This window comes from Pseudoalteromonas sp. ABV4_021, from assembly GCF_056159365.1.
Genome location: NZ_JBSWVB010000001.1, coordinates 373,392 through 399,022, shown reverse-complemented (window position 1 = coordinate 399,022; position 25,631 = coordinate 373,392). Strand labels below are relative to the sequence as shown.

Here is a 25,631-nt window from a genome sequence, read left to right as displayed (position 1 = left end):
AAGTGTAATAAGTCTTTTGTAAACTCGAGGGAGATTAAGGATCCGTCTAATCATCTTCATATTTATTAGTCCAATTCACACAATACGTATTACAGTTAGCAAGGCGAGGGATTATAGCATAACTGTAATAAAAATCTAAAAAGCGGTAAGGAAATTAGGCAACGTTGCTAAGATATTGAAAGCCAATAGATTCACCGTCAAACCAACGTTTGACGGTGAAATAACTTCTATTTTGTAGCTAAACTAAGTACGTCTGAAACTGCACTTGTCGTTTTAGCTATTTCTTGTTCTGTAAGCGTAGGATGAACCAGAAACATTAAGCTTCTTTCACCAACTTGTTGTGTCTGTGTTAAAGGCTCTGACGGTCTAAACGACGTATTGTCAAACGCCTTTTCTAAATAAACCTCTGAGCATGAACCTTGAAAGCAAGGCACCCCTTTAGCTACGATTTCTTCTACAATTCGGTCGCGGGTCCAACCTTCAGCAAGCAATTCAGGCTTAACATAAGCATAAAGTTTGTATTGTGCATGCTCGATTGTCTCTGGATATTCGGGTACAAATGCAACTTGTGACTCATTAACGGCATTAATAATCGCATTTGCATTAGCATTTCGCTTTGCAAACCAAGATGGCATTTGTTTTAACTGGTAACGGCCAATTGCTGCCTGAATTTCAGTCATACGGTAGTTGGTGCCAAAACTATTGTGTAGCCATCTAAAACCTGGGGGGTGCTGTGTATTATAAACAGCATCAAAGTCCTTTCCGTGATCTTTAAATGACCACATTTTTTGCCAATATTCCTTGTTATTAGTGGTAATCATACCCCCCTCACCAGCAGTGCTCATAATTTTGTCTTGGCAGAACGACCAACAACCAATATCACCGATACTACCAACAGGTTTACCCTTGTAAGTTGCACCATGGGCTTGAGCACAATCTTCAATCACTCGCAGATTATGCTCTTTTGCAATTGCCATAATGGCATCCATATCGCATGGCCAACCCGCTAAATGAACACAAATTATTGTTTTAGTTTTAGGCGAAATGTGTTTTTTGATAGATTCAGGGCAAATATTACCTGAGTCAATTTCTACATCTGCAAATACGGGTATACCACCCCAAGTAACAACGCTTGACGCGGTTGCTAAAAAGGTACGTGGTGGCACGATTACTTCGTCGCCAGGTTGAATATCGATGGCCTTTAACGCTAACTCAAGCGCGGTAGTGCCATTGCTTACGGCAATGGCATACTCAGTGTGAACAAATGAGGCGAACTCTTTTTCAAACTCACGGCATTCATTACCCGTCCAATAGTTTACTTTATTAGACAGTAAAACATTTTTTGCAATTTCTGCTTCTTGTTCACTAAACGAAGGCCAAGGACTAAATGGGGTGTTTAACATAATTAACCAAATTTAACCAAATTATCATCATTTTACCCTTAGGTGATTCAGAAAACCATGATTTAGTAAAATAATGAAATTAACTAGGGGTTTTACGGTAAAGGCAATTGCTTGTTGTTTAAGCACTTAAGCTAAATTTAGAGGGGTATCTAAGCTGAATATATTAAGCATAATAAACGAACAATTATTAATCTTATAGCAACGGGATCTTCGATTTAGATATAGTTTGGTAATTTAAAAGCTCGGAATGAGTAATAGCTATTCAGTATTGATATTAAAAAACTATAAGCTTCGGCGCATTATCCTTTAAACCAATAGCTTCTTTAGCAAACAAAAAAGAGCGCCGAAGCGCTCTTTTTAAATAACTTTAGCTAAAGCTAAAATTATTGCCATACACGGCCATCAACTGTACGTGATGTACAAGTTGTAGTAGCATCACCAGCAACAAGATTTGAACCTGCACCTGTTGTTACTTGATAATTAACACAGTTATCAACTGATTGTTGGTTGATGTTGTAAAGAACTGGAGAGTCTGCGCGACCTTCTGGGTTCTTGTTCTGAGCAGCTACGTGAACTTTGTTTTGTGCAGCTTCTACTAGCATTGTGATTTCAATGTGGTAGTTAGTTGCAACTTGCTCAGCGTCTGCACCGAAGATTTTCTCGATGATGTGCTGACCATTGAACGTTACGTGGCCTTCAGCAGGAACAATAGCTAGAGATTCAATGTTGAATGTCTCACCAGCTAGGTCTGTACCGTCGAACTCAGCCCAATCTGTACCAGCAACAGCCATTGCTTTAGTTTGAACACCGTTCTCGTCAACTACAGATGCAGCGTTACCTAGTGCAGAAAGTACAACGTCAGCAGAAATGTTTGCAGAGTTGCTAGCTTCGTTTACAACTTTAACAACTGAAGACCAGTCGCTTGAGTTGATGTGGTATAGGTAAGGGATCTTAGCCTGAAGACCGTTGATTGACCATAAGTGAGTTTCACCGTCACCAGTTACTGGAACAACTAGTGTTTCAGCTGAACCAGCTTCACCGTCATCTGCGCCGTCGTTGTTTACAGAAACAGTTGTTACCCAGTCAAAAGACTCAACGTTAGGGTAAAGAATGTTTTCTTCGTCTACAGTGATTTCAATTTCAGCACCAGTTTCAAGTGCAATTGAGTTAGCACCAGTGAAGTTGATGTCTTCTAGTTTCCAAACACCGTTAGCACCAACCATTTCTTGGCCATCAATAGTGATTGTTTCAACACCATCTACGTTTTCGCCATCTGGACGAGAAATAGCAACTTCAAAGCTATCGCCTGCGTCTAGAGTTACGCCATAATCAGCAGTGTTAACTAGCTTAATTGTCGCACGTGACTTATCAAGGTCAGTATCACCTGCACCTGCAAGACCTTCTGCAACAAACTGTAAGCGAGAACCTTTCTCAGCTTCAACGTCGATTAGAGAAGTTGCTTTGCTTGTGATATCTACACGTAGACCGTTAACGATAGTGATTGCTAGCTCTTCTTCAGCTAAAGCAGCTGCGATAGGAAGACCTGCGGTGTTCGCTGCTTCGTCTACTTCGATGCTAACAGTTGAATTTACAGCTGCACCTTCAGAAACTACGAAATCAATTGGCGTGTACTCACCTGCTGCTGCTGGCTCTTGAGCAACATACATTTGAATATCACGTGGTAGTGAATCACCTTGAATGAAAGTACCGTCAGATACGCGTAAACCAGTGAAGCTTGTACCTGTACCGTCAGCTAGGCTGTTATAACCTAGAGTGTACACGTCACCAGCTGCATCTGTACCAGCTTCACCAGTAGTTTTAGCGAAACCTACACCAGCAACACCTGAAGACAGGTTGCTATCAAGTACAAAGCGATCGTTATCTGTTAATTGGTCAGTATCAATCTGGAAAGTGATGTATTCAACATCCGGATCTTCTGCACCGTTTGTGTTCGCGTAGTCAAATGATTGACCTACTTGAACAAACTCAACAGAACCTGCAGAGCCAGCACCACCTGCAACATCAACTACTGTAGTTAGCGTAGAAGCTGCTACAGCTGGAGCTTGAGCAACACCACCGATTGTTACGATATCACCAGTATTGAATGTACCACTACCATCAACATCAGTCCAAGAATCACCAAAAGTAATAGCTACTGGTGCGCCAGCGCCAGCGCCATCAGCATCATATTCAGCATCGCCAGCACCGATTGTTGGTAATGAAACTTTCTGTGCCATTAGTACAGCTGTTTTAGCTGTTGCTGGGTTAAAACCACCTGCAGCGCCAACGATTGAGAACTTAAGCGTACCTTCGTCCGGTAGTTGAACGTCAGTTGAGTAAACAACCGATACGTTTTCACGACCAACTGTAGAAGGCATTGGGCCGTCTAACTTGATTACGTTAGTGTTAGCAGTATTGTCGCCATTATCACGAACGTATACTTCATCAACAGTAACGTCGTCGTTAGATGCTGATGCAGCGAAAGTACGAATACCAAGACCAACTACCTGAGCTTTAGGGCCGTCTAAGATGTCTTGTTGTGATAAAGGAAGACCTTCAGTTGAATCGTTAACTACGATTTGCGCTTTTGCATTTACAACAGCTGGAGTTGCTAGCGCACCTGCAACTGCTAAAGAAAGCAGAGCTTTATTAAATTTCATTTCATTCTCCATGAATATTTTTGGAATTTTGGTTAACCAAAATGCCCTATGATCAAATTAAGGCTCAGTAATTAAACCATAATCTGACTAGGTGTCAAATTTTTATTGTAATTTTACTGCTCTTTTAAGCAGCGCTTACAATAAAACATCTGACCATAAGTTTCAATCTACTTTATTATTACATAAAGCAGTATTACAAACTTAAATGGCATTGAGCTGCAACTCCTACTAAGCACTTAATTTACATGATTGTAACGATGCACTTAAGTGAGTTAACGCTGCCATTTAAGCATAAATTGATTTCCTTTGTAAATAACTTGTTAGCTTATTTATTGTGCCGGAAAGAGATTTTCAAAATCCCCAGTAACTAACTCTAACAATTCATCAATATCTTGATCACTTTTGATAATACGCGGAGTAATCATAACCACTAATTCAACCCGATTACTGCTATCACTTTGCGTTTTAAATAGCTGTCCAAGTATCGGAATATCACCCAAAACAGGTACTTGGCTAGAACCTTCAGATTTGTTTTCACTAATTAAACCACCCAGTACCACAGTTTGACCGTCACGACTCAATAGCTCTGTATTAAAAGCTCGATTTAAAATCAGCGGTGAATCAACACCACTTAACTTGTTTTCACCTGCTTCAGATACCGTTTGACTCACCTTTAGACTAATAACACCTTGCGCATTAATGGTTGGCGTAACGCTTAAATTAACACCTGTTGTACGGTATTGAACATTTTGTACAACTCTATCACTATTAGGGTCTAAGTCTGTTGACGTTTGCGTTAAAAGTGGCACTTCCGTACCTATATTAAGCGTTGCTGATTTACCGTCTTTAACTAAAATACGTGGGCGAGATAAGATATTTACTTTAGATTGCCCCTGCAGAAACGCCATTGTGACGCTGTAATCAAGGCCTGTAAGCTGATATGTTAAACCACCACCAATTTCACCTAAGCCCCCTTGTGTACCAGTTTTGAAGTTACCACTGGCTAATGACCAATCAACCCCCATACTAAAGTTACCCTCAAGTGTTACTTCAGTTATGGCAGCTTCAATGAGTACTTGGCTTGGCAAAATATCTATTTGCTCGATAAGGTTCACTATCTCGTGATATTGTGATGGTGTTGTGTAAAACATTAACGCATTTTGGGTTTCATCAACAGCCATCGCAAGGTCTTTACTTAGCATTCCACCTTTGGAGTTAACAGTTGCTGCTCTTTTACCGTTTTCTGATTGCTCTGATGCCTGCTTTAAACCAAATAGCTGACTAATGCTCTCACCGATTTGCTTGGCCTCTACATTTTGAGGAAAGTAAGTAAAATAACGTTTACCGTCACTTGATGTTGGCACATCGAGTTGTTTAGCCCAATATTCAACACGTTTTAATAAATTCTTTGAATTTGTATGAATTAAAATTGAGCGCATTCGAGGCAAAGGGGTAATAACCATTGCACCGTCGTTACCGCTGCTACTAAATGTAATTCCTTCAGCATCAAATACAACTTTCAATTGTTCTTTGAATTCATCAGGCGTCATATACACAAGCTCGATTAGAGTGATATTTCTCCCTCGAACTGAAACCTTATCAAATGTGTTTACAACACGAACGACCTGCTCTATTTCTTTACGTGTGCCAGTCATCATTATTGCATTTTGACTATCTACAAACTGAACTTTGGCGTTTGTAAGCTGCCTAAGCATGCGGTTTAGTGATCCCCAATCTACGTACTCTATTGGGATAAGTTGTAATATTTGGCCCGCAGTTACAGGTATGTCTGCAAGGGCTTTACCGACGCCTAAAGTATACTGACTTGTCGCATTTGATGGCTGAGGCAAAACAAATAAAATCCCATCTTTCGACTCGAGCTTGATTTCTTTCTCTTTTAATAATTGCACCGTAAGACGATACAAGCGCTCAGCCGTAACCGCTGTAGGTAAGTTTAAAGTAATTTCGTTACGCTTATTCTTTACACTATCATCAATTACGTAGTTGATGCCTAACTTTTCGCCCAACACTAAATGTAAGAAATCAGCTAATCCGAGATCATTTGCAGAAACTGATAGTGTGCTCATTTTATCGACTTTAAACTCAGGAATATGGAGTTCCGCAGCAGCCTCCAGTGTAATTTCCTGAGCAAGTAAAGGGTCGAGAGTTGTTACTTTGCTTTTAGTTTCACTTTTGTCATATTCAATATTTCTATCTTTTACAACCAACGATTCTTTGCTCAAAATAGACGGCTGAATCATTACTTTATCGCTTGTCGCTGAACACGCTGATAAAAAACAAGTTGCTACCAATAGCGAACTGAACCTTAATTTATTTGCCATCTTAAACTTAACTCTCTTCTTTTGACTTTTTCGCTTCAAATAACTTAATGGAAACGCGAGTTTGATCTTTTGTAAACACAACTTGATTAAGTGTGAGGTTTTCAACTTTGTAACCTAAAAAGTCTACACCTTGTTCTATTTTTACTAATCCGCCGACAGTTGATTTATTATCGCCCTGGTAATTATCAACAGCAATTAAGGCTATGCGTTTCTGCTCTTCTAGGACGATAGCTTTAAGGGTCACTTTTGAATCACCAAGCATCGCTTCTCTCGGCCCCTTTGGCTTTTTAGGTTCTACTTTAGGTTTAGACACTCTCGGTGCTCCAAAAATACTATCGGATAGCGTGTATTCAGCCTGGTAGAGTGCTGGCCTATTGGGCAACTCAACCTCCTCACGTTTAGCTAACTTTGCTTCCCCAATTAAACTACTCAACTTTAGAGTATCTAAAAATACCAGCACTAAAATGACGCCTACTACTAAAGGCTTATAAGTCAGTTTCTTCATAAAACACTTGAAAATTTAAGTTTGCGACAGTCTGATCAGATGTACCTTGCGATCTCAAAAACATGGTTAAAATTACTTTGCGAGGGACTTGCTGCTCAAACTCATCGATTACTTTTTGAATGTCAATTGCCGAACCACGAATTGCAATGCTAACACCTAACGCTTTGATTGTGCCTTCACTTTCGATTGGAGTCCAAGTAATCTTTTGCTGTTGTAGATTATCTTTTTTAAGGCGTTTTGAAATTGCTTTTTCTAAATCAAGCTGCAATCTTTGCAAATTGGGGACTTTGTATATAAAGTCTGAATACGCCTTTTCAAGTTCTTCAAGCTGAGAAGTGGTTTCTTTATAATCTCGAATCGACTCTTCAACACTTCTTATATTACGCTTTTGTAATGCAAGCGTTTCGACTTCTTCAATACTTTTTTGACGCACATCGTAAAGAGGGACAATTATAAATTTTATAAACACTATGATGGTTAATATGAATAAATAATCAATTTGTGCTTTTGGTGTTTGGGGTAACTTATTTTCTAAAAACCTTATTATAGAAAACATTATGCCCCCTCCTTAATATTAAAACCTATATTAAATGTCGCATAACGCCCTCGTTGAAACGTAGGATTAACATAACGAACATTCTCAATTTTAGAATTATTCGTTAGGGCTTCAAATACAGCAACAGCGTTTTCCGTTTTCCCTTTGATAACGATGCCACTGCGCGTGTAAGTTAATTGCTCAAGCCTAAAATCAGCTTGGTTGTATGCCTCTGCAATAATACTTAATGCCATAGTTTTTGTTGGCTTATTTCCAAATGGAATGCTCAGCAGATCCAAGTTTGCTTTTTTTTGCTCAAACTCAAATTTATTATCGGCTAATGTCTTAAGGAGCTCTCTCTGCTCGTCTAGATGAGCAGATATTTGAATTTTTTGATACTCAACAAACAAGAAGCTAACGATAATATAAACAGCACAACATGCTAACACACCAGTCGTTACCCCCTCTAGTTTGGGGATTAAACGCTCTCGGTTTTTTTTCTTAATAAGTTGACCAACTAGCAACAGATCTTTTGCATGAAATGACTTTAATAATAAATCACTCCACATTCTCACAGAGTCTACATTTATCGTGTTAGTTTCTTTTGCAACCAGTGTGTCAAAAACCGAGTGATTATTCGCTGATTCGCCAAATTTTATTGTGTTTAATATGCTACCTTGAAAGCTTAATTTTATTTTCTCAGCACCGAGTCGTTCAATAAGCAACTCTTCTGGAATAAGTGCTACATTATACTCCACTTTCTGTAAAACCGATTCAACAACATCGTTTGGAATATAAAACATGGCAACATTGCTCTTCCCGGCCTCAGAGTTCAATACGCGCCAAATCACTTTATCAGCATTAATTGGATTGTTATATTTTATATGAGTTTTTACTAGCTTATTTAAGTTGCGACCAACATCCGGAAACCAGTGAGTATCAACAAAATAAGATTTGGCCCGCAAAATAACAATTGCGCTCCCTTTAACTTGAGCAGTTACTCTACCTTCGCTACCTAAAAGATTTTCACAGTCAAAGTAGTAGCATTTACTAGTTGCAATATCGAGAAGTTTTGAAATAACTGACATACTACTTAGGTACCCAATACCAGTCGTTAAAAGGAGGTTCAGATTTATACTTGAAATCCATATCAAATACAAGAGAGCGCTTTGCTAGAGAGTTACCGACTAGAGCTTGCAATTCAATTTTTACCGTATTTGAAAGCGAATACTGAACACCATATTGCTCTCCTTTTGGAAGGTACTTCCTAATAGTTATTGGGCTACCTTTTTGCCTCAACTCAACAAGCCTTTCTAATGTTATTTCACTTTGAAAATGCGCATCAATCAACTCAGGGTCTGCCATTGTTGGGTGAAATTGGTCTGAAGAAAATAGAGTAACTAAAGAGCTCAAACTTGCAACCAATTCACTATCCCATCCACAAATCAAACCTAGCTCCGAAACACTCTGAATTTGGCCATTTCTAGGAGAAACCTTACCGGCCAATAAGTAATCTGAAGATTCTCCTCCATTGAGTGATTTTAAATCGTTCCAGTCGGTCCAATCAGCCAAGCACTCCATTTTTTCTGCAACATCTCCAGGTGATAGTCCTTTTGACTCCAACCACGATTTTAAAAGATACGTGTTAAGTGGCATGAGCTTTATAAATGATGCATTATCAGTGATAGTGACGGTAACACCTTCCGCGTATTCAAATGGGTCCCCATAGTAATTAAACGTAGATTTGGTTTCATCTACCAAATCAATATCTGTAGAAATTGTGTTAAATGTATTTTTTAGAAGATCTAACTTTAACTTAGCCAACTGACTATCAGCCTCTAATTCAGCCAGAACTCTATTTTCTATTCTCTCAATTAGCTCTAAATTTTGTTTTGATATATACAAGAAATATGATGATATTGTCGCTAATGACAGAGTTACTAGCAGTACGGAAAACAAAGCTATACCATTATTCTTATTAGGAGTCATAAAGAAACCTGCGTTACATCTTTTGTGTACTCTAGTAATTTGACCAAATTGCGTGCTTTTGTTAAAGCAATGAACTCAATACTTTCATCATCTCGACTATATGTTAACGTAACACTTTGCGGTAATAAATGCCTACGAGTAACGAGCTCAACGTTTTGACTGACATCATCATACGCATACACTTCCGGGTGTTGTGTATAACTAAGGTTAAAATTTTGGCCATTCTCAATGAATAAACTTTTCGTACAATTATCGTTATTAAACTCAAACGCTAATTCGAGTGGCAATACTTTGCTGAGAGGGCACTCAATAAGCATTAAATTGTCGTTCTCAGACTCTGCATGAATGTACCATTTAACAATCACATCTCCGGCGTAGCCTGTTATAGAATAGGCGCTTACATATTCTAAACTGACGTCCGAATAATTCACGAGTAATGCGGCATCACCATTATGACTCACATAATAATCTCGCATTGATGATATAGAGTTCCGAAACCTAAACTGACTTACCATTAAGCTTTCAGCTTCTGAAACGATCGACTTGGTTCTCGAAAATGTATTCAAATAAAGAGAAAAAGCCTGAAAAGATAAAGCCATCACCATAGCTAAAATGGTTATACTTATTAGCATTTCAACCAAGGTAAAACCTTGCTTTAACTTTCTTAACTCTTGTTTAACCATTGTAAAGACTTAAAATTGTAGGTTTGAGAGTTTCGTTCTTGTGAATTAACACAATAAAATTCAATAGTATATAAATAATATTCAAATGGCCTTGCTATTTGCCCACCTCTATCAGGATCAAATTCTAAAGGCTGGTATTGTTCTAATTCTTTAATATCCCACGGACACCTATATTCCGATATATTGACCTCACCAGCTTTTTTGGAGTTAATTAGTTCGAGTTCAATTTTATCTTTGACAACCGGTACAATAGAAAGCATTTTTAATTTTCTTTTTGACTTAAACTCAAACGCTACGTAACCACTATAAATTGTCTGGGTGATTGCTATAGAAGAAACGGCTATTGTTACAGCAATTAAAAGCTCTACCAAAGAAAACCCAGCGTTAGCTTTCACATTTCCCCCTTTTGTCCAGAATTTTCTTTATAAGTTCCGCAGACACTAGACAAGGAGAGTAAGTTCCACTGGGCTCCAAAGTGATTTCATGATTTTCAAAATTGACATAGGATAACTCAAGAAATGAAACAACCTTACCTGTATCTATCACTTCGACTTTATTCTTTGATAAACGAATGAGTTGGGTTTTATTAGTCCAAAACGCGTATTTATAAACCGCATTAATTAAAGAGTCCAATTTCTTTTCATCGCTCTTTCGCCCAATTTTTTCTACTTGTTCAATACCTATTGGTGCAACTAGAGCCATAGTTAACCCTAGCAATGAAAATACTATTAAAATTTCAACAAGCGTAAATCCTTGAGCTCCACCTTTAAATCGCCACATCTTGTACGCTCAAAATGCTCAGCATCATAATAATCACAACACCACCTACCAGAACTCCCATTATTAAAATAAGTAATGGCTCCAGAATTTTAAGTAAGCTATTGAGTTTGAGATTAAAAGCCTCAATTTTTCTGACGCGTATTTCGTTGAATGAAGCTGCTAAATCTCCAGTTTCCTCGCCAATTTCTAAGTAACCTATATCCATACTACTTAGCACACTCGAAGACTCTATAGCTGATGACAATGACTCCCCTCCTTGAATCGCCTTAGATGCACCTTGAACTCGAGAACGGTGCTTTAAACTTGAGAGTGTATTCGCCGAAAGTTTCATTGCATTAGTTAAATTTAAACCGCTAGTCAAAGAAACATACATGGCCGATGAAAAACGCGACTGTTCAGCCAAAACTTGAAGATTACTGACCAACGGGGCCTTCAAGAACCACTGCAACAGTTTGATTTTAATTTTTTTAATTGTCATTGAATTTGAATTTACGAAAAACACTAATAAACCCACGAACAATGCTAAAAACATTAGTCCATACTGTGAATTCACAAAGTCACTTGCTGACAATAAAACCTTGGTATATGCCGGTAATTCTTTATCTCCGTCTAACATGGTCGATAATTGAGGAACAACGACCTTAAGGATGAACAAAAGCGAAGCAAAGCAAACAAACACGATAATAGATGGGTAAGCCATTGCCTGCTTAATTTGATTTTGCATCTGGTTTCTGAATTTAAGCTGCTCACTTAAACCTTTAAGTACTTCACCGATTGTACCTGTGGATTCACCTAATTCTACCAACTTGATGTAAAGCTCATCAAAGTGTTGTGGATGTTTGGATAGTGAAGAGGATAATGCCACGCCACCTCGCACATCATTTTGAATACTTGAGATTAACTCTTCAACTGCGGTATTTTCTGCGGAGCGTGTTAGTAGCTCTAACCCTTTATCAATGTTTACACCGTTAGTGAGCAAAGAAGCTAAGTTTGTTGTAAAGTTCTCGATATCACTCGCTTTAACCTTTGGCTTGAACAAACTGAATTGATCGCCCGGTTTATTTTGTTGTTTAATCGAAACAGGAGTAAACCCAGACTGCACTAATCCTGCGTAAGCATGCTTCTCAGATTTAGCTTGTATTACCTTGCTATGCTGGTGTCCAGAGTCATCAATGTACTCCACCTCGAATTTAAGCAACATTAACCCGCAACCCTAATAACTTCTTCAACAGTGGTATCACCTTGAATAACTTTAAGTAAACCATCTTGTTTTAATGTTCGATAACCACAACGTTGCATATACTTTTCAGCGTTAAGGGTGAACTGGCTATCTTTCGCGTACGATTTTATTTCATCAGTATTTGGCAAGTATTCCAATATTGCTAAACGTCCTTTGTACCCGCTACCACCACACTTTTCACATCCTACAGCCTTGTTTATTATGATTTTATCGATATCATAACGCGACGCTAAAGCGGTAAGTTTGAGTTTTTCAATATGCTCTTGAGCACGTTCGTCTGGCACCTTACAGTGCTCACATAATTTACGTGTTAAACGCTGCGCAATCATCGATACAACAGCTGAGTTTAGTAAAAACTCGTCAACCCCTAAATCGATTAAACGGACATAAGCACTAGGTGCATCATTAGTGTGTACAGTGCTGAAAACCAAGTGTCCTGTCAACGCTGACTGCATCGCAATTCTTGCTGTTTCAGCGTCTCGTATTTCGCCCACCATGATTACATCAGGATCTTGGCGGACAATACTTCGAATACCCGCAGCAAAATCAAAACCTATATCTGGCTTCACTTGAATTTGGTTGATACCCTCTATTTCATATTCCACAGGATCTTCAAGTGTAATTATTTTTTCATGTACATCATTTAGCGAGTCAAGAAATGAATAAAGTGATGTTGTTTTACCAGAGCCTGTTGGGCCCGTCATTAAAATAACACCTGATGTTTTCTTTAAATCTTCTTTTATTTGTGCAATTAAGTCAGGTTGGAAGCCAAGATCATTAAAATTCAATTTCAACGATCCTTTCGCTAAGAAACGCAATACCATGCTTTCGCCGTTATTTAATGGTAAGCACGATACACGAATATCTATATTCTTATGCTTAAGTGCTATTTTACCATCTTGTGGTCGCCTCTTCTCAGCGATATCCATATCTGCCAATATTTTTAAACGAGAAACAACCGCTAATAATAACGAACCAGGTATAGAGTCTAAACGCTGTAGTAAACCATCAACACGAATACGAACCACACCACCTTCTTTTGTTGGCTCAACGTGCATGTCTGACGCGCCAAGGTCAAGAGATCTTGAAATCAAAGAATTTACTAGGTTTACAACAGGCGTTTCAGATGCCAAAGCCCTAATTTTCTCCAGCTCTTCACTCGCCTCTTGCGCTTCGCTTTCAAGTCCCTCAACGATTGAAATTACACGCTGTAGTAAAGCCTTATCTGCCACAAAAACTTTGAATTTCGTTTCAGAAAGCTCTAAAAAATTCGTTGCTACGCTGCATAATGGACGATTAGTAATCACACTAACAACTTGATCTTCTAAATTAAGTGGATACCACGATTTATTTTTTAAAAAAGACCAATTTATATCAGCATTATGTAGTGCATTTTGCACTTTAAATTCATCAATAAATTCATACGCGTTACCAAAACTGACTACTTGGTAATTTGTCTCGTTAGCAATTGCTTCTAAAACTTCTTCTTCACTCAGTCCTGAATATGCAGATAATGTTTCTTCAACTTTATCTACTTTACTTAGACCTTCAGGGTGTTTTTCCGTGAAAGTGGAGCTGTTCGATACTAAATGAACAATTTCTTCAAAATTCATACAATTAGTACACTACATCAGCATCAATATCTTCACCACCTTCTTTTCCGTCTCTACCAAGAGACTTTAAAGAAAACGCCTTTCCTGCTCTTTCATATGAGTATGGATTCTCCCAAGGATCATTCGGAACGTCTTTCGGTAGATACGGACCATCCCAACGCTTGTCATCACTAGCTCTCAATTCAGACAGCTTTTCAGGGTATTCTCCTACATCTAAACGGTACGTATCTAACGCTGTAGCTAAAAGCTCCATTTGAGCTTGGGCTGTTTTTACTTTCGAAGTATCTAATTTACCAAACATTGCAGGACCTACTAATGATGCTAATAGTCCTAAAATAACCATAACGATTAGTAACTCTACTAATGAGAAACCTTTAGCTTGTCTTCTGTTTTTCATAATAAACCTGTAATGATTAAAACTTAATTTTTATGTAATACTTGATTCTGTTGGCACAAATCGAAAAATTCTACCATGGAGCTTAATCGCGGGTTGCCTTTCACCATAGCTTACAGCTCTTATTCTGCGCTCGATTTCCAATGGCGTCATGTTTGGCTCAATTATAAACAAATCATGAAACTCCTTTCGAGTATATGGTAGCCGACTCCATGCGTCCTGTGATGTAGGAAGAGTACCATGCTTCATCATTTCGTCTATGATCTCATAAAAAAGTTCAATTTGATGTTCGTAACTTTTTTGTAGTAATGTTTCAACCGAATCAACGTCCTCAACAGGAAATCGCTTTACTCGGATAATATCACCAGTATCAACAACTTTCTCCATATGATGGCAAGTAACACCATATTCGGATACGCCATCATACAAAGCGAAATTTACACAGCCAATACCTGGGTATTCCGGTGAGGCTGGATGAAAGTTGATTGATGCAAAATTAGCACGTCTCAGCAGGTATTCAGGAACAACCCAACGAGATAAATATGAAATAATCAAATCACCTTGCCATACTTTAGCAGCTTCAGGTAAAGGATCTCCCCATTCACCTAGATGGTGTTCAACTTCACCAAAGTATTTTTGAATATGAGCTAATGCTTGCTCACAAAGCTCATCATTTTTTTTGCCTAAAAAGAGTACTTTTTTGGCTGAAATATCATTCATTTACTTCTCTCATAAACTAACACACCAGTATGCATGTCAGTCATTGCCCTTAAAGTTTTCGGTTGTTGCACAGCCTGTCTTTGTGACACCTTCCCTCTTAAAGACTTTAATAGCTGTAATACACAAAATTTTAATATCCAACCAAAAACTTTGATTGTCTACATACCAAATATCTAATTCAAATTTCTTTTGCCAAGAAATATCATTACGCCCATTAACTTGTGCCCAACCAGTCAAACCTGGTAACACATCATGCCGGCGCATTTGGAAATTGTTGTATAGTTCCAAATAATGCTCTAACAATGGTCTTGGACCTACAAAACTCATTTCACCACGCAAAATATTATACAGCTCCGGCAGTTCGTCTAGAGATAACGCCCGTAAAACTCGTCCAACTCTTGTTAACCTAACTGCATCAGATTGACCTAGCGAGCAACCACTCTCTGTAGACATAGTCCGGAACTTGTAGATATTAAATATTTTACCTTTATATCCTGGGCGTCTTTGCACGAAAAAAATAGGCTTTCCCATGGTGATAATAATTAGCAATGCGATTACTAACAAAAGTGGTAGTAACAACAACAACAACATTACTGCCAAGCAAAAATCAAAGCACCTTTTTAACATAACCTTTATTTAATCTTTTGATCTATACGCAGGAAAAAAGCCTTCACTAGACTCAATATCAATCCCTTTTTCTTCACAAAAAGTAAAATAATGAGCTTCGTCACTAATCATTTTCACAGTATCAAATGAAATGGCTTGTTTCGAAAAACCAAACTTAAAATCAAACAAAGAATCACGCATTCCGCCAAGTCCACCACCTAACAAAAAGCTTTTTTTCCCCATTTCAGTAGCATCAACTCGAACCTTATCAATCATGAGTCGATTTGGCGCAACTCGTTTAAATTCAGCTTTGGTTCCACTCAGGTGGTAGTGAACAAAATCACCATAAAAAACAAAGATACCACCACATGTTATTTCACCATCATGTGACACAAAGTAAAACCGCACATCAGCGCCTTCAATTTTACACAAAGAATCATAGTAATCCCTATCAAAGTAATAGCTCTCGGATGCTTCGAGTGAATCCATTGTTTCATTGTAAATTTGAATAAACGTATCAATTGATTCAGGGGAGTTATCCCAATACGCTTCAAACCCATCCTTAACCAATCTGTTAATTAGGTTCCTATAGTTTTTTCTATAGCGTTTTTTTTGTTCATCCAAGGGGATTGTTAAATCAACTACTACAACCTCACCAGAGTTTTCAACTTCAACTGATGATTCGGGTAGACTAGAGTTCAACAATGGATTCAAACGGGTAAATATTGAAATTACATTGTTTTGTTGAGCCCATAATTTAATAGAGTTCAACAGTAATAACTGTTCTTCATTTGAGAGCTCGGCACTAGTGACCCAACCAGGGTAACCATAAACAGAAGTAGCATCTTTTACATTCTTATAAGTACGTAAAATTAATGGTAGCGCTACTAGTTTTCCATTAAACTCAAGCGTTACCAAAACCGCACTCTCATCTTTTTTGACAGAAAGCTGATGATACTCCCAAGTATGGTACCAATCATGATTTGTCTGAGTTAGTGCTGCACGCCACTCATTTTGACTCTTAACGATATTTATGTCCATAAACTCTTAATGTATTACTTACTAAGAACTTAACAAGCTCTTATAAAATTTAACTAATTTATCAGCTTCACCGCTCCAGCTTACTTTACTTGCTGAATTAATAGCTATTTCACTGTGTTCTTTATAGTTGTCATTATTTTCTTGATAGAATAACAAAGCATTGATGATTGCTTGCTTATCATCTGGATTGACTAATATACCACATTCGAAGTCATCCTTAACCTTTCTATTAATTGGAAAGTCTGATGCAATAAATGGCATACCAAGCGCAATATATTCAAATATTTTTGTCGAGAAGGAGTGTGTGTAATTCGGAGTTCGATCCAATATTGAAACGCCAACATGCGCCTTACTAATTACCTTTATCCCATCAAAGAACGGCAAAAATCCAGGTGCTTCATAAAAATCTAATTGGTCACCAATCCTGTCTAAATCTCCTTTCAGTTCTTTAGAAAGGCACTCTCCGACACAAATAAACCCAATTTCCATACCGAATTTCTGCTTTAATTCTAAAAGAATTTCAGCAACCTTTAAACATCCGCGTTCAAGAGTTACCTGCCCCATATACGCAACAGTAAAAATAGGTAATTTAGGTGTACACTGAAACTCAATTATTTTTTCTGTACGAGGTAAATTTAAGATAGTTTGGTAATTTACAATTTTAGGAAACTCTTTGATGTAGCTAGTCTCTGCATAAATAACCGGCGTACTCTTTAATAAATAAGGCTGTAATAAACTTAAACAACTAGAAGCTAGTGCCTTTAGAGGTTTAGGGATCCAAGGTTTTACATAAACTTGCTGTGCCAACCATTCATGCATATCATAAATAACAACCCGCACATGCCGTTTCAATATTGGAATTAACAGCATTAACTCAGGGTCATGTAGATGAATAATATCTGGTTTTATTGCTTCAACTTGATTCAATATTCTTTTTTTATTTGATCTTAGCCTTTGCCATAAATTTAACTTATCAAGATGGATTATCTTGACGGAGTCACACTGAAATCCAGTTATATTGTTTGCTAACAAATAAATATCAAAGCCATATTCACTTATAGACATGCATTCTCTGAATAGAATTCGGTTATCAGTAGCTTTATGAACCGTAGAAATATGAAGTACTTTTGGCTTATTCATTTATCAGATTTGCCATATCTAGCTTATAGAATTGCTTAAAGAGCGAAATAATATACTCCATATCAAAACGACCATATCGTTGGTCGCAGGGAATTGAGAGTACATTATCGTAAATTTCGTGGTTTAACTCTATATTACATGATTTGATTAAATCAGGAATTGGCCAATGGATGGGGCAATATACTCCATTTGACGCCAAATAACTTCGCAACTCGGCTCTTTCTAGCGAAACTTTCACAAGGAAAAATAAAGGAGTTGCTTGACCACTCAATGGCTTAAACCACATCATTTCTGGAAGGGATCCTGTAAAGAAAGCCTCTAGTGTCATATAGTTTTCTCTGCGTTGATTAACCAGAGACTCAACACTTTGTCTTTTTAAAATCTCAATAGAGAAAGGATCAATACCATTAATCTCTCTTCGCGTATCAAGTAATTGTTCAGCTATAGTAAACTTAGCTAAAAATTCACTTTTAACATCAGGATCATTCGTCTTTAAGTAATCTCGTTTTAGTCCCAACGCAGCTTCTCTAAGCGCAATTATTTCACTGGTATTATATTCATATTTAGGGAGTTTATTTTTGCTATAAGCAGCTCCACCACCAGCAGTACCAAACCACTTTCTAACACTTGCTATATAGTAATCGCTTTCCTGAATACTACGTTTATTGAAAAGAGAGTGGGTTATGTCCTCAATTAATAACACGCCCAGAGCGCTTATCTTTCCTAATATGTCTGGTTTCATTTTCCATTGATTTACACCAAAATAATCAAGATGAAAAACTACATCAATATTATGTTTTTTGACTAGGTTTATTATATCAGTGTCATTGGATTTTATTTCAGAATAAAAGAAAATATTAAAATGAGAATCTACAAATGGAGTAACTACAGATTCACAAATATACACTGGTAATAAAGCGTTTAACTTTGCTCCCTTAACTTGAACAATTTCAGCTAAAACAGCCCTAAGTGCAGCCCTCCCTGATTCAAACAAAGTAAAGTCTGATATAAAATTAAAAACACTGTCTTTAACAAACTCACTGTTGTCACTCAGAGAAAACTCAGAGCCTATCTCTCTAGCCATTAACTACAGCCCAAACTTCGATGTTATGATACTTTCCATTTTTAAAAACCCTGCTTTTCAAAATACCTTCCCTTTGAAAACCACACTTCTTATGAATCGCTATAGATGCTTTGTTATATTCAATGATATTGCTATAAATGACATGTAGATTCATTTCTTGAAATGCATAATCAACCAGGGTCGCGAGTGCTAGAGTACCAACTCCTTTCATGCCATTTAGTTTTTGAGGCAACAGCTTAATGTGAAATTCTGCATTGCGATCCTTCCAATTAATATCTGTAAGCATAACAACTCCTACAGCTCCGAGGTCTTTATGCTCAACAATCGCCCTTAACTCATTACTGCTCGATTTCAAGTTGCTAAACCAGTTTCGTTGACCATAATAAGATACTGGAAAGGAGCTTCCCCCAAGCATATTCTCAATTTCAGGATCGTTAATAATTTTAAAAAGTAACTCTTGGTCTTCCATTTCTATAGCCCGAAGAGTTAAAGGTCCATTTAATACATTCATATTTCTATCTCACTTTATCCCTAATTTCATGTAATGAAATATCTTCAATATCTTCCCCCCTGACAGCAACGTCACTGCCAAGTAGCACTTTTTTGAGCGTTTTGAGTACTATTTTCAAATCTAGCAATAACGATATATTTTCAACATAATGTAAGTCATATTTAAACTTCTCATCCCAAGAAAGGTTATTTCGACCATTAACCTGCGCCCAACCGCTAATACCAGCCCTTACATTGTGACGTTTAAGTTCATCATCAGAGTAATAAGGGTAATAAATAGTTGGAAGAGGTCTTGGACCAATAAAGCTCATATCTCCAATTAAAATGTTAAAAATCTGTGGTAGCTCGTCTAAACTAAATTTTCTAATGTAATAACCAATCTTTAACATTCTTTGTGAATCACTTAGCAACACTCCCTTAGATTCTGTTTGCACACGCATACTTCTAAACTTAAAAACTTTAAATACTTTATTATCCTTGGTTATTCTTGCTTGCCTAAAAAAAACGCCACCCTCAGGATCTTCTAATTTAATTAAAATGCCACAAACAAGCATTACAGGCCAAAGTAAAGTAAACAAAAAAAGTGCACCGATAAGATCCATTAACCTTTTAACGAATAAATACACTTGACTCCCTTATATATCAATATTGAAATGTAAAAGGGGTATTATATAGTAATGACTAAATTTCAGTAGTTATTAATGAGTATTAAAAATGTATTTTGCTTTTGAAAAATAGTACAAATAACAAAGAAAAATACAAACCTGCGTTTGAAAACGCATAAATTTGAAATACCTTGCCCGCATCAAAATAGTAACTCAGTATAATTGAAGCACCTACAATCACTAACTTAATAGCTTCTAAAACAATTTGTAGTCGTTGTAAACCTATCAAATAAAAAGTACCAAGCATTGGTGAAACAACAAACTGTGCGAAGTAAGTTGGTATTAATGCCATAGTAACCCATTCTAAATCTTGCCAATAATCACCATAAATTAAGCTACCAAATAGCTGCAATGTTAACCAAATAGCAAGAAAAGACACTAAACCAATAAGAGTCATTAAAACGCTATTCTTAATTAAGTAAGAGGTACAATTTTGATAATCAAATCGATTGAGAAAGAGTTGAGCTGCAGATTGCGCAAATAATGCACTGGGCAATGCAAGAACGCGTGACGCTAAATAAAACAAAGCTATCAACTTAGAGTCACCTAACAGCACCATCGATAAAACAAAAATATGTAAATTTATTGAATTAAATGAGGACTGAACTAACAGCAAACCAATTCGACGCCTGTTTTCGTTAATGATTTTAAAGCAATACTTGCTGAATACTTTTCCGAGACGAGGTAAAGATGAAATTGAAAAGCTAGGTATGCGAGATAGCGCTTCAGCTAAAACTAAACCAAAAGAATACAACTGTTGCGCTGTTGCTAGTAAAATACAATAGAGAATATTTCTTGTTATTTTTTGAACTCCAACAAGCTTATATTTTTCACATCGAAGTCGGAAGGCGATCGCATTATTATATAAACAAAGAGATGTAGCCAGCGCGAGTAGTGCAGAAAAAGAAAAAATCAACTCACTATGAAAACCCATCAACCAAACACACAGCAGCATTAGCAAAGAGCTGAACAGTATTATTTGTAGATAAAACATTAAGGAAAAATACAAGCGAGTACATGAAAGTCTAGTTAGCCCATGGTTTAAAATATCAAATTTAAACCCAACCAAATTCGACAAAAAAACAGAGATTGAGATTAAAGATGCCAATAAAGCAATATCCTCAACCTGATAACTATGCGCTAAAATGGGAATGGAAATTAATTGGAGAGCCAGTGCTAACCCGCTATATAGTGCCTGTTCGCTTAATCGCTTAAGCATACTAAAATCTAGAGATTAACTTCGCATTCAATAAGCTCTCGTTTATAACAAGCTGCAAGCTTACTAAATAACTGCGCGAAGTCATTTTCAAAATAATCAGGCCACACAAATAATGGGTGCCTTGTACGTGTGGTGTTAGGGCCAACATATGTAGCCAATGCATGCCCGCTCAATGGGAACCTTGAAGCCATTTTTCTCATGCCTTGCGCATACACATCTGACTCCATAAATACGTAATACCCAATAAAGAGAGTGCCTGATAATTGGTGAGGAGCATAACCATTGTTTTCTCCTTGAGTTTCGAACTGATAACGATAGACTCCATTATGTCCATCAGCATAATTAGTCATAACAAAATAGCCTGCTTCACTATCTTCTTGCCATTGAAATACGTTTTCTTCAAATGCTTTTCGAAAACCGTCAAGCGCATTACTGAAAACACTTTTCTTGGAAGAAATTTCAGTAAAAGATTTCAGCCACAGCGGCACTCGGTGTAAATGAGAAGAATCAATTGCTAAGTGTTCAATTTGGCTAAACTCTAAACCGTTTTTAATTTCAAAATGTCCCGCGTAGCTATAATCTGGATGATCCCACCAAACTCCATTTTGAAAGTACCATTTATCACCTTTAAACTCGCCCCAAAAAGTGATCAATTTTTGATTATATGAATCTTGTAATGCTGTATCAAACAATGAGTTTGTACCCACTTTGTTATGAATAGCAATTACATCTGATATCGCAGCTAATACAAACCAATCTTCATCAAAGACTGCTCGATAAAAATCGTAGGGAGTTTCAGGGTTACTGAAATTCCAATCAAGCCTGCCTTTAACACCGACAAGGTCTAAATTTTTATCCCAATGTATAGCTTTCTTTTCCGTCCATACATACATCAGATGCCGCTCTACCTCTTCCAGCAAGTCAGTCAAATAAGATTCGCCCCAAGAGCTATCTGACTTTAATTTCAAATATTGAGTTATAAAGTAAACAAACTGACTTCTACGTGTAAAGTTTGTGTCAGTATTTGGATCATATGACGCGTAAAGCGCTTTAAAAAAATCATCAAACTTTAACTGAGGATCATGTTTAAATCTTGATTGGTAATTGAACGCATAGTGCATAGGTAGCATTAAACTTGCTGCAGCATCGTATTTATTATCATTTTCCCATAATGGGTCCTGCAAAGATTGCTCAATAATTTCGGCCCACATGCTATGAAAGTTCTCATCATGAATTTTTGGTAAATTATCCTCTTTGCGCTCCTCACCAGAACAACCGGTAAGTATTAAAAACAAAAAGAGAATAAGATAACTACGCATTATTTGATTCACTTTTAAACCCCTTCGAATAAATGTAGACCACAATCAATGTAGCGAAGACGAATATAGAAAATACTATTGTATAAGTACTAAAGCTAGTGAGGAGGAGTAAACATCCCGATGCACTTGCAACCAATATGCTTTCCAATTTAAGCGTTAAACTAAACTGTTTCTTACTCCAAAAGTAGAACTTTATAAACGACCACAAAACAACAGAGAAGCAAAGTACTGATTGCACAATTAAATCATATGGTAAAACCGAAAGAGGAATTAGGTCGGCGAATAAATGCAACACAGCAAGACATCCAACAATTGCCAACATGTGAAATATAAATACTTGTATAAACTTTTTTGTGAAGTTAACTACAAAGGTCTCTTTACTTTTAATAACCGAATAAAATCGGTTAGGAAATACCATGACTAACTGCCAAATAGCCTCTGATACGGATATTACTATCGAGTAATAATCTAGATCTGCGCCACTTAGTGTATCTTTATTAAACAATATATAGAAGCGAAGCATAAATAATTGCAAAATTGAAGATAAAACTATACTCGCCAATTGCTTAAGCTCTCTAACTCCTAATTTTGTTCTGACATTCTCACTAATATCAATTTGCCTATATTTACCAAAGAAGTAAGCTAGATAGCACATGACAATAATAATCTGAGAGATGAAAAGTAGCTGCACCATGTGCACTAGGGTGACATCAGGATTAAACAAAATACTTAATGAAAATATAATCCACGGAACATTGGAGATCACTTCAAAAGCACTTGGAATGATGGTTCTTAAAACTCCTATTAGAATCTGACATATCGCCAAAGTGACCGCTAACCCAACAACAAGTCCTAATTCATATTTTGAAAAAAGAAAGAAAATGGCAAACGGTATAACAACTAGCAAATAAAGTGGCCTAATATACCGCTTTGCTTTCTCTTCTGCTCCTTCAATGATGTTTGGCAAATAATCCATTAAGCCAATTGATAAAATACGCGAGAAAATCAATGCGCTAGACAATATAAAGAAATACGCACCAAATACTCCCTCATTCATCAGAGGAACAGCGACAAATAAAAATAACATTTTTGATAGCAGTGCTAAAACCTTTAATAATAGGCCGATGTATGGAATTTTCATGTTTTATTAGCTTTGTAAGCAACAAGCATATTCAAATATGCAAACAGGTATAAAAAACGAGAATCTAATAAGTCGCCACTTACCAGATGACTTAATAGAAAGAATAACCAAACAAAGAAAAAGGCATTTACTTTAAACTTGAAAAAACACAAAGCTGGTAGCAGCATAAAAAAGCCAAGTAATAAACCAAACTCACTAATCAGCTCTAAAATTATATTGTGTGGGTAATTAATCCCTAACTGTTGGTTATAAGAAGCCCAACTCCCAATACCAACCCCAAATGGAGAATTGCTAATCAGTAAAACCGTAGCATTAAAGGCGTCAATCCGACTGCCAAAACTTCCATAGTTTTGCCCTGAAACATTGCCTTGAAGCGCATCAACGATTAGAAAAATACGCGATAATTCCTCAACCTCTTGTAGCACTTCAAAATTAATAAAAATCAACATTATTGCAACAAGGCCAACAAGTAATGCAATAACTCTTTGTTTAAAGGTTGCGACGAATAACATCAGTATTGCAAAAACAACAAAAACACTTAGGGCGGGTCCTTTTGACTGCGTCCACAAAATTGCAAAGAAAAACAAAAAGGCAAGTGCGCTGCGTTTAACCCCTTTGAAATAAGCAATGGTCAAAAATAAGCCGACTCCCATTAAACGTGCAAATACTATTGGTCCATTTAAAAGAAACCTGACTTGTCGGTCAAAGAAACCAAACAAAAGCTTATAAATAATAGTTAAAATTAACAATACAGCTAAAAAGTAGACAACATTTTGAGAGAAACTCTCTATTTCACCTTTGTTCAACACTATTGATACAGCAATACAAAGTAGAGCTGTTACACAAACAAAGTTTACTAGTTTGTAAGTCGCGTATTCAAAGTCTAAAGAGAAATATAGATAGAAAAAGCCTATACAAAAGGGGATTAAAAAATAGCTTAACAGCTCGATTTCGACAAAGCCCCTATTACGAACTATATAGCTAGATACTATAAACAATATTATGAAATTAAGGGAAAAAAATTCAAAGCCTAAAGATAAACGTTCTTCATAAAAGATTGAACCAATCATCAATAAGCCTAAAATAGCTCCATGAAAAAACGCCGCCTCAAAAGTCAACGACGTTTCATTAGACTTATTATTAAACATTTTTACGAGGTGAGTAAACTATAAAAGACAACAGAACACCAAAAACTAAACCTACAATCCAACCTAGTATCACCATAAAAACTTTCTTCGGTTCAACAGGCTTTTCAGATAAGTATGGCGGCTCGATAACATCAAATAGATAATTAGACTGCGTCTTGATATACGATAGTTTTTCTAAGCTTTGTTGCTGAATTTGATACAACAAGACTTTAACTTCCGTTGATTTTATTTTCTCAAGCTCTTGGTTTAGGTAAGTTATATGCTTTGAGGTGTTTTCTATCTCTCGCTTTTTAAGTAATTCAGATAATTCATTGATAAAACTATCAAGCAATTTCTTAGCTAACACAGATGATGTTAGTTTTATGGAAATAGACACAAAACCAGTCATATTATCCTTACTAACACCAAGTACTTTAGTGACAAACTCTTCATAAGCCAGTTCAATGTAAGCTGGATTATCTTGGATAAACTGCGTCGTAAATTGGTTGTTCACTTCATCATAAATTTCACTGTCAAAAAGATAGGTACCAGTCTCTTTATTAAAGCTTTCTACAGCTAGCAAAATAGGCAATAGCTCGTGCTTTTCAATAAATTGATTAACAAAATATCTTGTTTTTGCCGTCGCTATTGCCTTATCTATTTGAGAAGCATCACCACCTAAATTAATTCCCGCTAGTGATGCGAGCCCACCTAATTGTCCAGCCATACCAGCAAATCCACCCGACATAGACGAGCTAGATGGCGCCAGTAAAGCACTAGAACGATATTTTTCTGGCGTCAATATCCCCAATATTAAAGCCAAACAGGCAAAAATAATTGAGCACAAAGCAATCTGGAATTTAAATCGCCAAACTGCTGATTTCAAAATGTTATATTCACTCATTGATACGTCTC

Annotated in this window: 25 protein-coding genes and 1 pseudogene; all 26 read right to left on the bottom strand. The window is 36.9% G+C overall.

Annotated elements, in window-relative coordinates:
* Positions 1-227: 227 nt before the first annotated feature.
* Positions 228-1,403, bottom strand: coding sequence for a DegT/DnrJ/EryC1/StrS family aminotransferase (locus ACXAFE_RS01870; protein ID WP_475147783.1), 1,176 nt, complete (start codon positions 1,401-1,403; stop codon positions 228-230).
* Between the two features lie 383 nt (positions 1,404-1,786).
* Positions 1,787-4,063, bottom strand: coding sequence for a hypothetical protein (locus tag ACXAFE_RS01865; protein ID WP_475147780.1), 2,277 nt, complete (start codon positions 4,061-4,063; stop codon positions 1,787-1,789).
* 329 nt (positions 4,064-4,392) lie between these two features.
* Positions 4,393-6,324 (bottom strand): secretin N-terminal domain-containing protein, encoded by a 1,932-nt coding sequence (locus tag ACXAFE_RS01860; protein WP_475147778.1) that lies wholly within the window; start codon positions 6,322-6,324, stop codon positions 4,393-4,395.
* An 88-nt stretch (positions 6,325-6,412) separates the two neighbouring features.
* On the bottom strand, positions 6,413-6,910 hold the full coding sequence (locus ACXAFE_RS01855) for a hypothetical protein (protein WP_475147776.1): 498 nt from the start codon (positions 6,908-6,910) through the stop codon (positions 6,413-6,415).
* Positions 6,891-7,466: a hypothetical protein gene (locus ACXAFE_RS01850; RefSeq protein WP_475147773.1), complete on the bottom strand. Its 576-nt coding sequence runs from the start codon at positions 7,464-7,466 to the stop codon at positions 6,891-6,893. The genes ACXAFE_RS01855 and ACXAFE_RS01850 overlap by 20 nt, the downstream gene beginning before the upstream one ends.
* The gene (locus ACXAFE_RS01845) at positions 7,466-8,533 is read right to left on the bottom strand and encodes a hypothetical protein (protein ID WP_475147770.1); all 1,068 of its coding nucleotides are present in this window, start codon (positions 8,531-8,533) and stop codon (positions 7,466-7,468) included. The genes ACXAFE_RS01850 and ACXAFE_RS01845 overlap by 1 nt, the downstream gene beginning before the upstream one ends.
* 1 nt (position 8,534) lies before the next feature.
* Positions 8,535-9,434, bottom strand: a complete 900-nt coding sequence (locus ACXAFE_RS01840; protein WP_475147767.1) for a hypothetical protein — start codon at positions 9,432-9,434, stop codon at positions 8,535-8,537.
* Positions 9,431-9,910: a hypothetical protein gene (locus ACXAFE_RS01835; protein ID WP_475153614.1), complete on the bottom strand. Its 480-nt coding sequence runs from the start codon at positions 9,908-9,910 to the stop codon at positions 9,431-9,433. The genes ACXAFE_RS01840 and ACXAFE_RS01835 overlap by 4 nt, the downstream gene beginning before the upstream one ends.
* A gap of 120 nt (positions 9,911-10,030) precedes the next feature.
* A pseudogene (locus tag ACXAFE_RS01830) lies at positions 10,031-10,117 on the bottom strand (type II secretion system protein); the annotation flags it as partial.
* Complete coding sequence (locus tag ACXAFE_RS01825; protein ID WP_475147765.1) at positions 10,099-10,512, bottom strand: prepilin-type N-terminal cleavage/methylation domain-containing protein; 414 nt, start codon at positions 10,510-10,512, stop codon at positions 10,099-10,101. The gene ACXAFE_RS01825 and the pseudogene ACXAFE_RS01830, both read right to left, overlap by 19 nt.
* A complete protein-coding gene (locus tag ACXAFE_RS01820) occupies positions 10,502-10,897 on the bottom strand; it encodes a type II secretion system protein (protein WP_475147763.1) in 396 nt (131 codons plus the stop codon). Before ACXAFE_RS01820 ends, ACXAFE_RS01825 begins: the two co-directional genes overlap by 11 nt.
* Complete coding sequence (locus ACXAFE_RS01815) at positions 10,884-12,098, bottom strand: type II secretion system F family protein (RefSeq protein ID WP_475147760.1); 1,215 nt, start codon at positions 12,096-12,098, stop codon at positions 10,884-10,886. Before ACXAFE_RS01815 ends, ACXAFE_RS01820 begins: the two co-directional genes overlap by 14 nt.
* On the bottom strand, positions 12,098-13,750 hold the full coding sequence (locus tag ACXAFE_RS01810) for a GspE/PulE family protein (protein WP_475147758.1): 1,653 nt from the start codon (positions 13,748-13,750) through the stop codon (positions 12,098-12,100). Before ACXAFE_RS01810 ends, ACXAFE_RS01815 begins: the two co-directional genes overlap by 1 nt.
* A 4-nt stretch (positions 13,751-13,754) precedes the next feature.
* Positions 13,755-14,147 carry a type II secretion system major pseudopilin GspG gene (gene gspG, locus ACXAFE_RS01805; protein ID WP_475147756.1) on the bottom strand — a complete coding sequence of 131 codons (393 nt, stop codon included), beginning with the start codon at positions 14,145-14,147 and terminating at the stop codon, positions 13,755-13,757.
* A gap of 30 nt (positions 14,148-14,177) precedes the next feature.
* Entirely contained in the window at positions 14,178-14,864 is a 687-nt protein-coding gene (locus ACXAFE_RS01800) for a formyltransferase family protein (protein WP_475147754.1), read from the bottom strand.
* 36 nt (positions 14,865-14,900) lie between these two features.
* Entirely contained in the window at positions 14,901-15,491 is a 591-nt protein-coding gene (locus ACXAFE_RS01795) for a sugar transferase (RefSeq protein WP_475147751.1), read from the bottom strand.
* Between the two features lie 9 nt (positions 15,492-15,500).
* Positions 15,501-16,511: a GNAT family N-acetyltransferase gene (locus ACXAFE_RS01790; RefSeq protein ID WP_475147746.1), complete on the bottom strand. Its 1,011-nt coding sequence runs from the start codon at positions 16,509-16,511 to the stop codon at positions 15,501-15,503.
* A 21-nt stretch (positions 16,512-16,532) separates the two neighbouring features.
* Entirely contained in the window at positions 16,533-17,651 is a 1,119-nt protein-coding gene (locus ACXAFE_RS01785) for a glycosyltransferase (RefSeq protein WP_475147742.1), read from the bottom strand.
* A complete protein-coding gene (locus ACXAFE_RS01780; protein ID WP_475147740.1) occupies positions 17,644-18,735 on the bottom strand; it encodes a hypothetical protein in 1,092 nt (363 codons plus the stop codon). Before ACXAFE_RS01780 ends, ACXAFE_RS01785 begins: the two co-directional genes overlap by 8 nt.
* Complete coding sequence (locus tag ACXAFE_RS01775; RefSeq protein ID WP_475147736.1) at positions 18,728-19,246, bottom strand: GNAT family N-acetyltransferase; 519 nt, start codon at positions 19,244-19,246, stop codon at positions 18,728-18,730. The genes ACXAFE_RS01780 and ACXAFE_RS01775 overlap by 8 nt, the downstream gene beginning before the upstream one ends.
* A 4-nt stretch (positions 19,247-19,250) precedes the next feature.
* Positions 19,251-19,871, bottom strand: a complete 621-nt coding sequence (locus ACXAFE_RS01770) for a sugar transferase (protein ID WP_475147733.1) — start codon at positions 19,869-19,871, stop codon at positions 19,251-19,253.
* A gap of 82 nt (positions 19,872-19,953) precedes the next feature.
* Positions 19,954-21,129: a hypothetical protein gene (locus ACXAFE_RS01765; protein ID WP_475147730.1), complete on the bottom strand. Its 1,176-nt coding sequence runs from the start codon at positions 21,127-21,129 to the stop codon at positions 19,954-19,956.
* Positions 21,130-21,137: 8 nt separating this feature from the next.
* Positions 21,138-22,460, bottom strand: coding sequence for a hypothetical protein (locus tag ACXAFE_RS01760; RefSeq protein ID WP_475147728.1), 1,323 nt, complete (start codon positions 22,458-22,460; stop codon positions 21,138-21,140).
* Positions 22,441-23,589, bottom strand: coding sequence for a hypothetical protein (locus tag ACXAFE_RS01755; RefSeq protein ID WP_475147726.1), 1,149 nt, complete (start codon positions 23,587-23,589; stop codon positions 22,441-22,443). Before ACXAFE_RS01755 ends, ACXAFE_RS01760 begins: the two co-directional genes overlap by 20 nt.
* Entirely contained in the window at positions 23,586-24,707 is a 1,122-nt protein-coding gene (locus tag ACXAFE_RS01750; RefSeq protein ID WP_475147723.1) for an O-antigen ligase family protein, read from the bottom strand. Before ACXAFE_RS01750 ends, ACXAFE_RS01755 begins: the two co-directional genes overlap by 4 nt.
* Before the next feature lie 22 nt (positions 24,708-24,729).
* A complete protein-coding gene (locus ACXAFE_RS01745) occupies positions 24,730-25,620 on the bottom strand; it encodes a Wzz/FepE/Etk N-terminal domain-containing protein (protein ID WP_475147716.1) in 891 nt (296 codons plus the stop codon).
* Between the last annotated feature and the right edge of the window lie 11 nt (positions 25,621-25,631).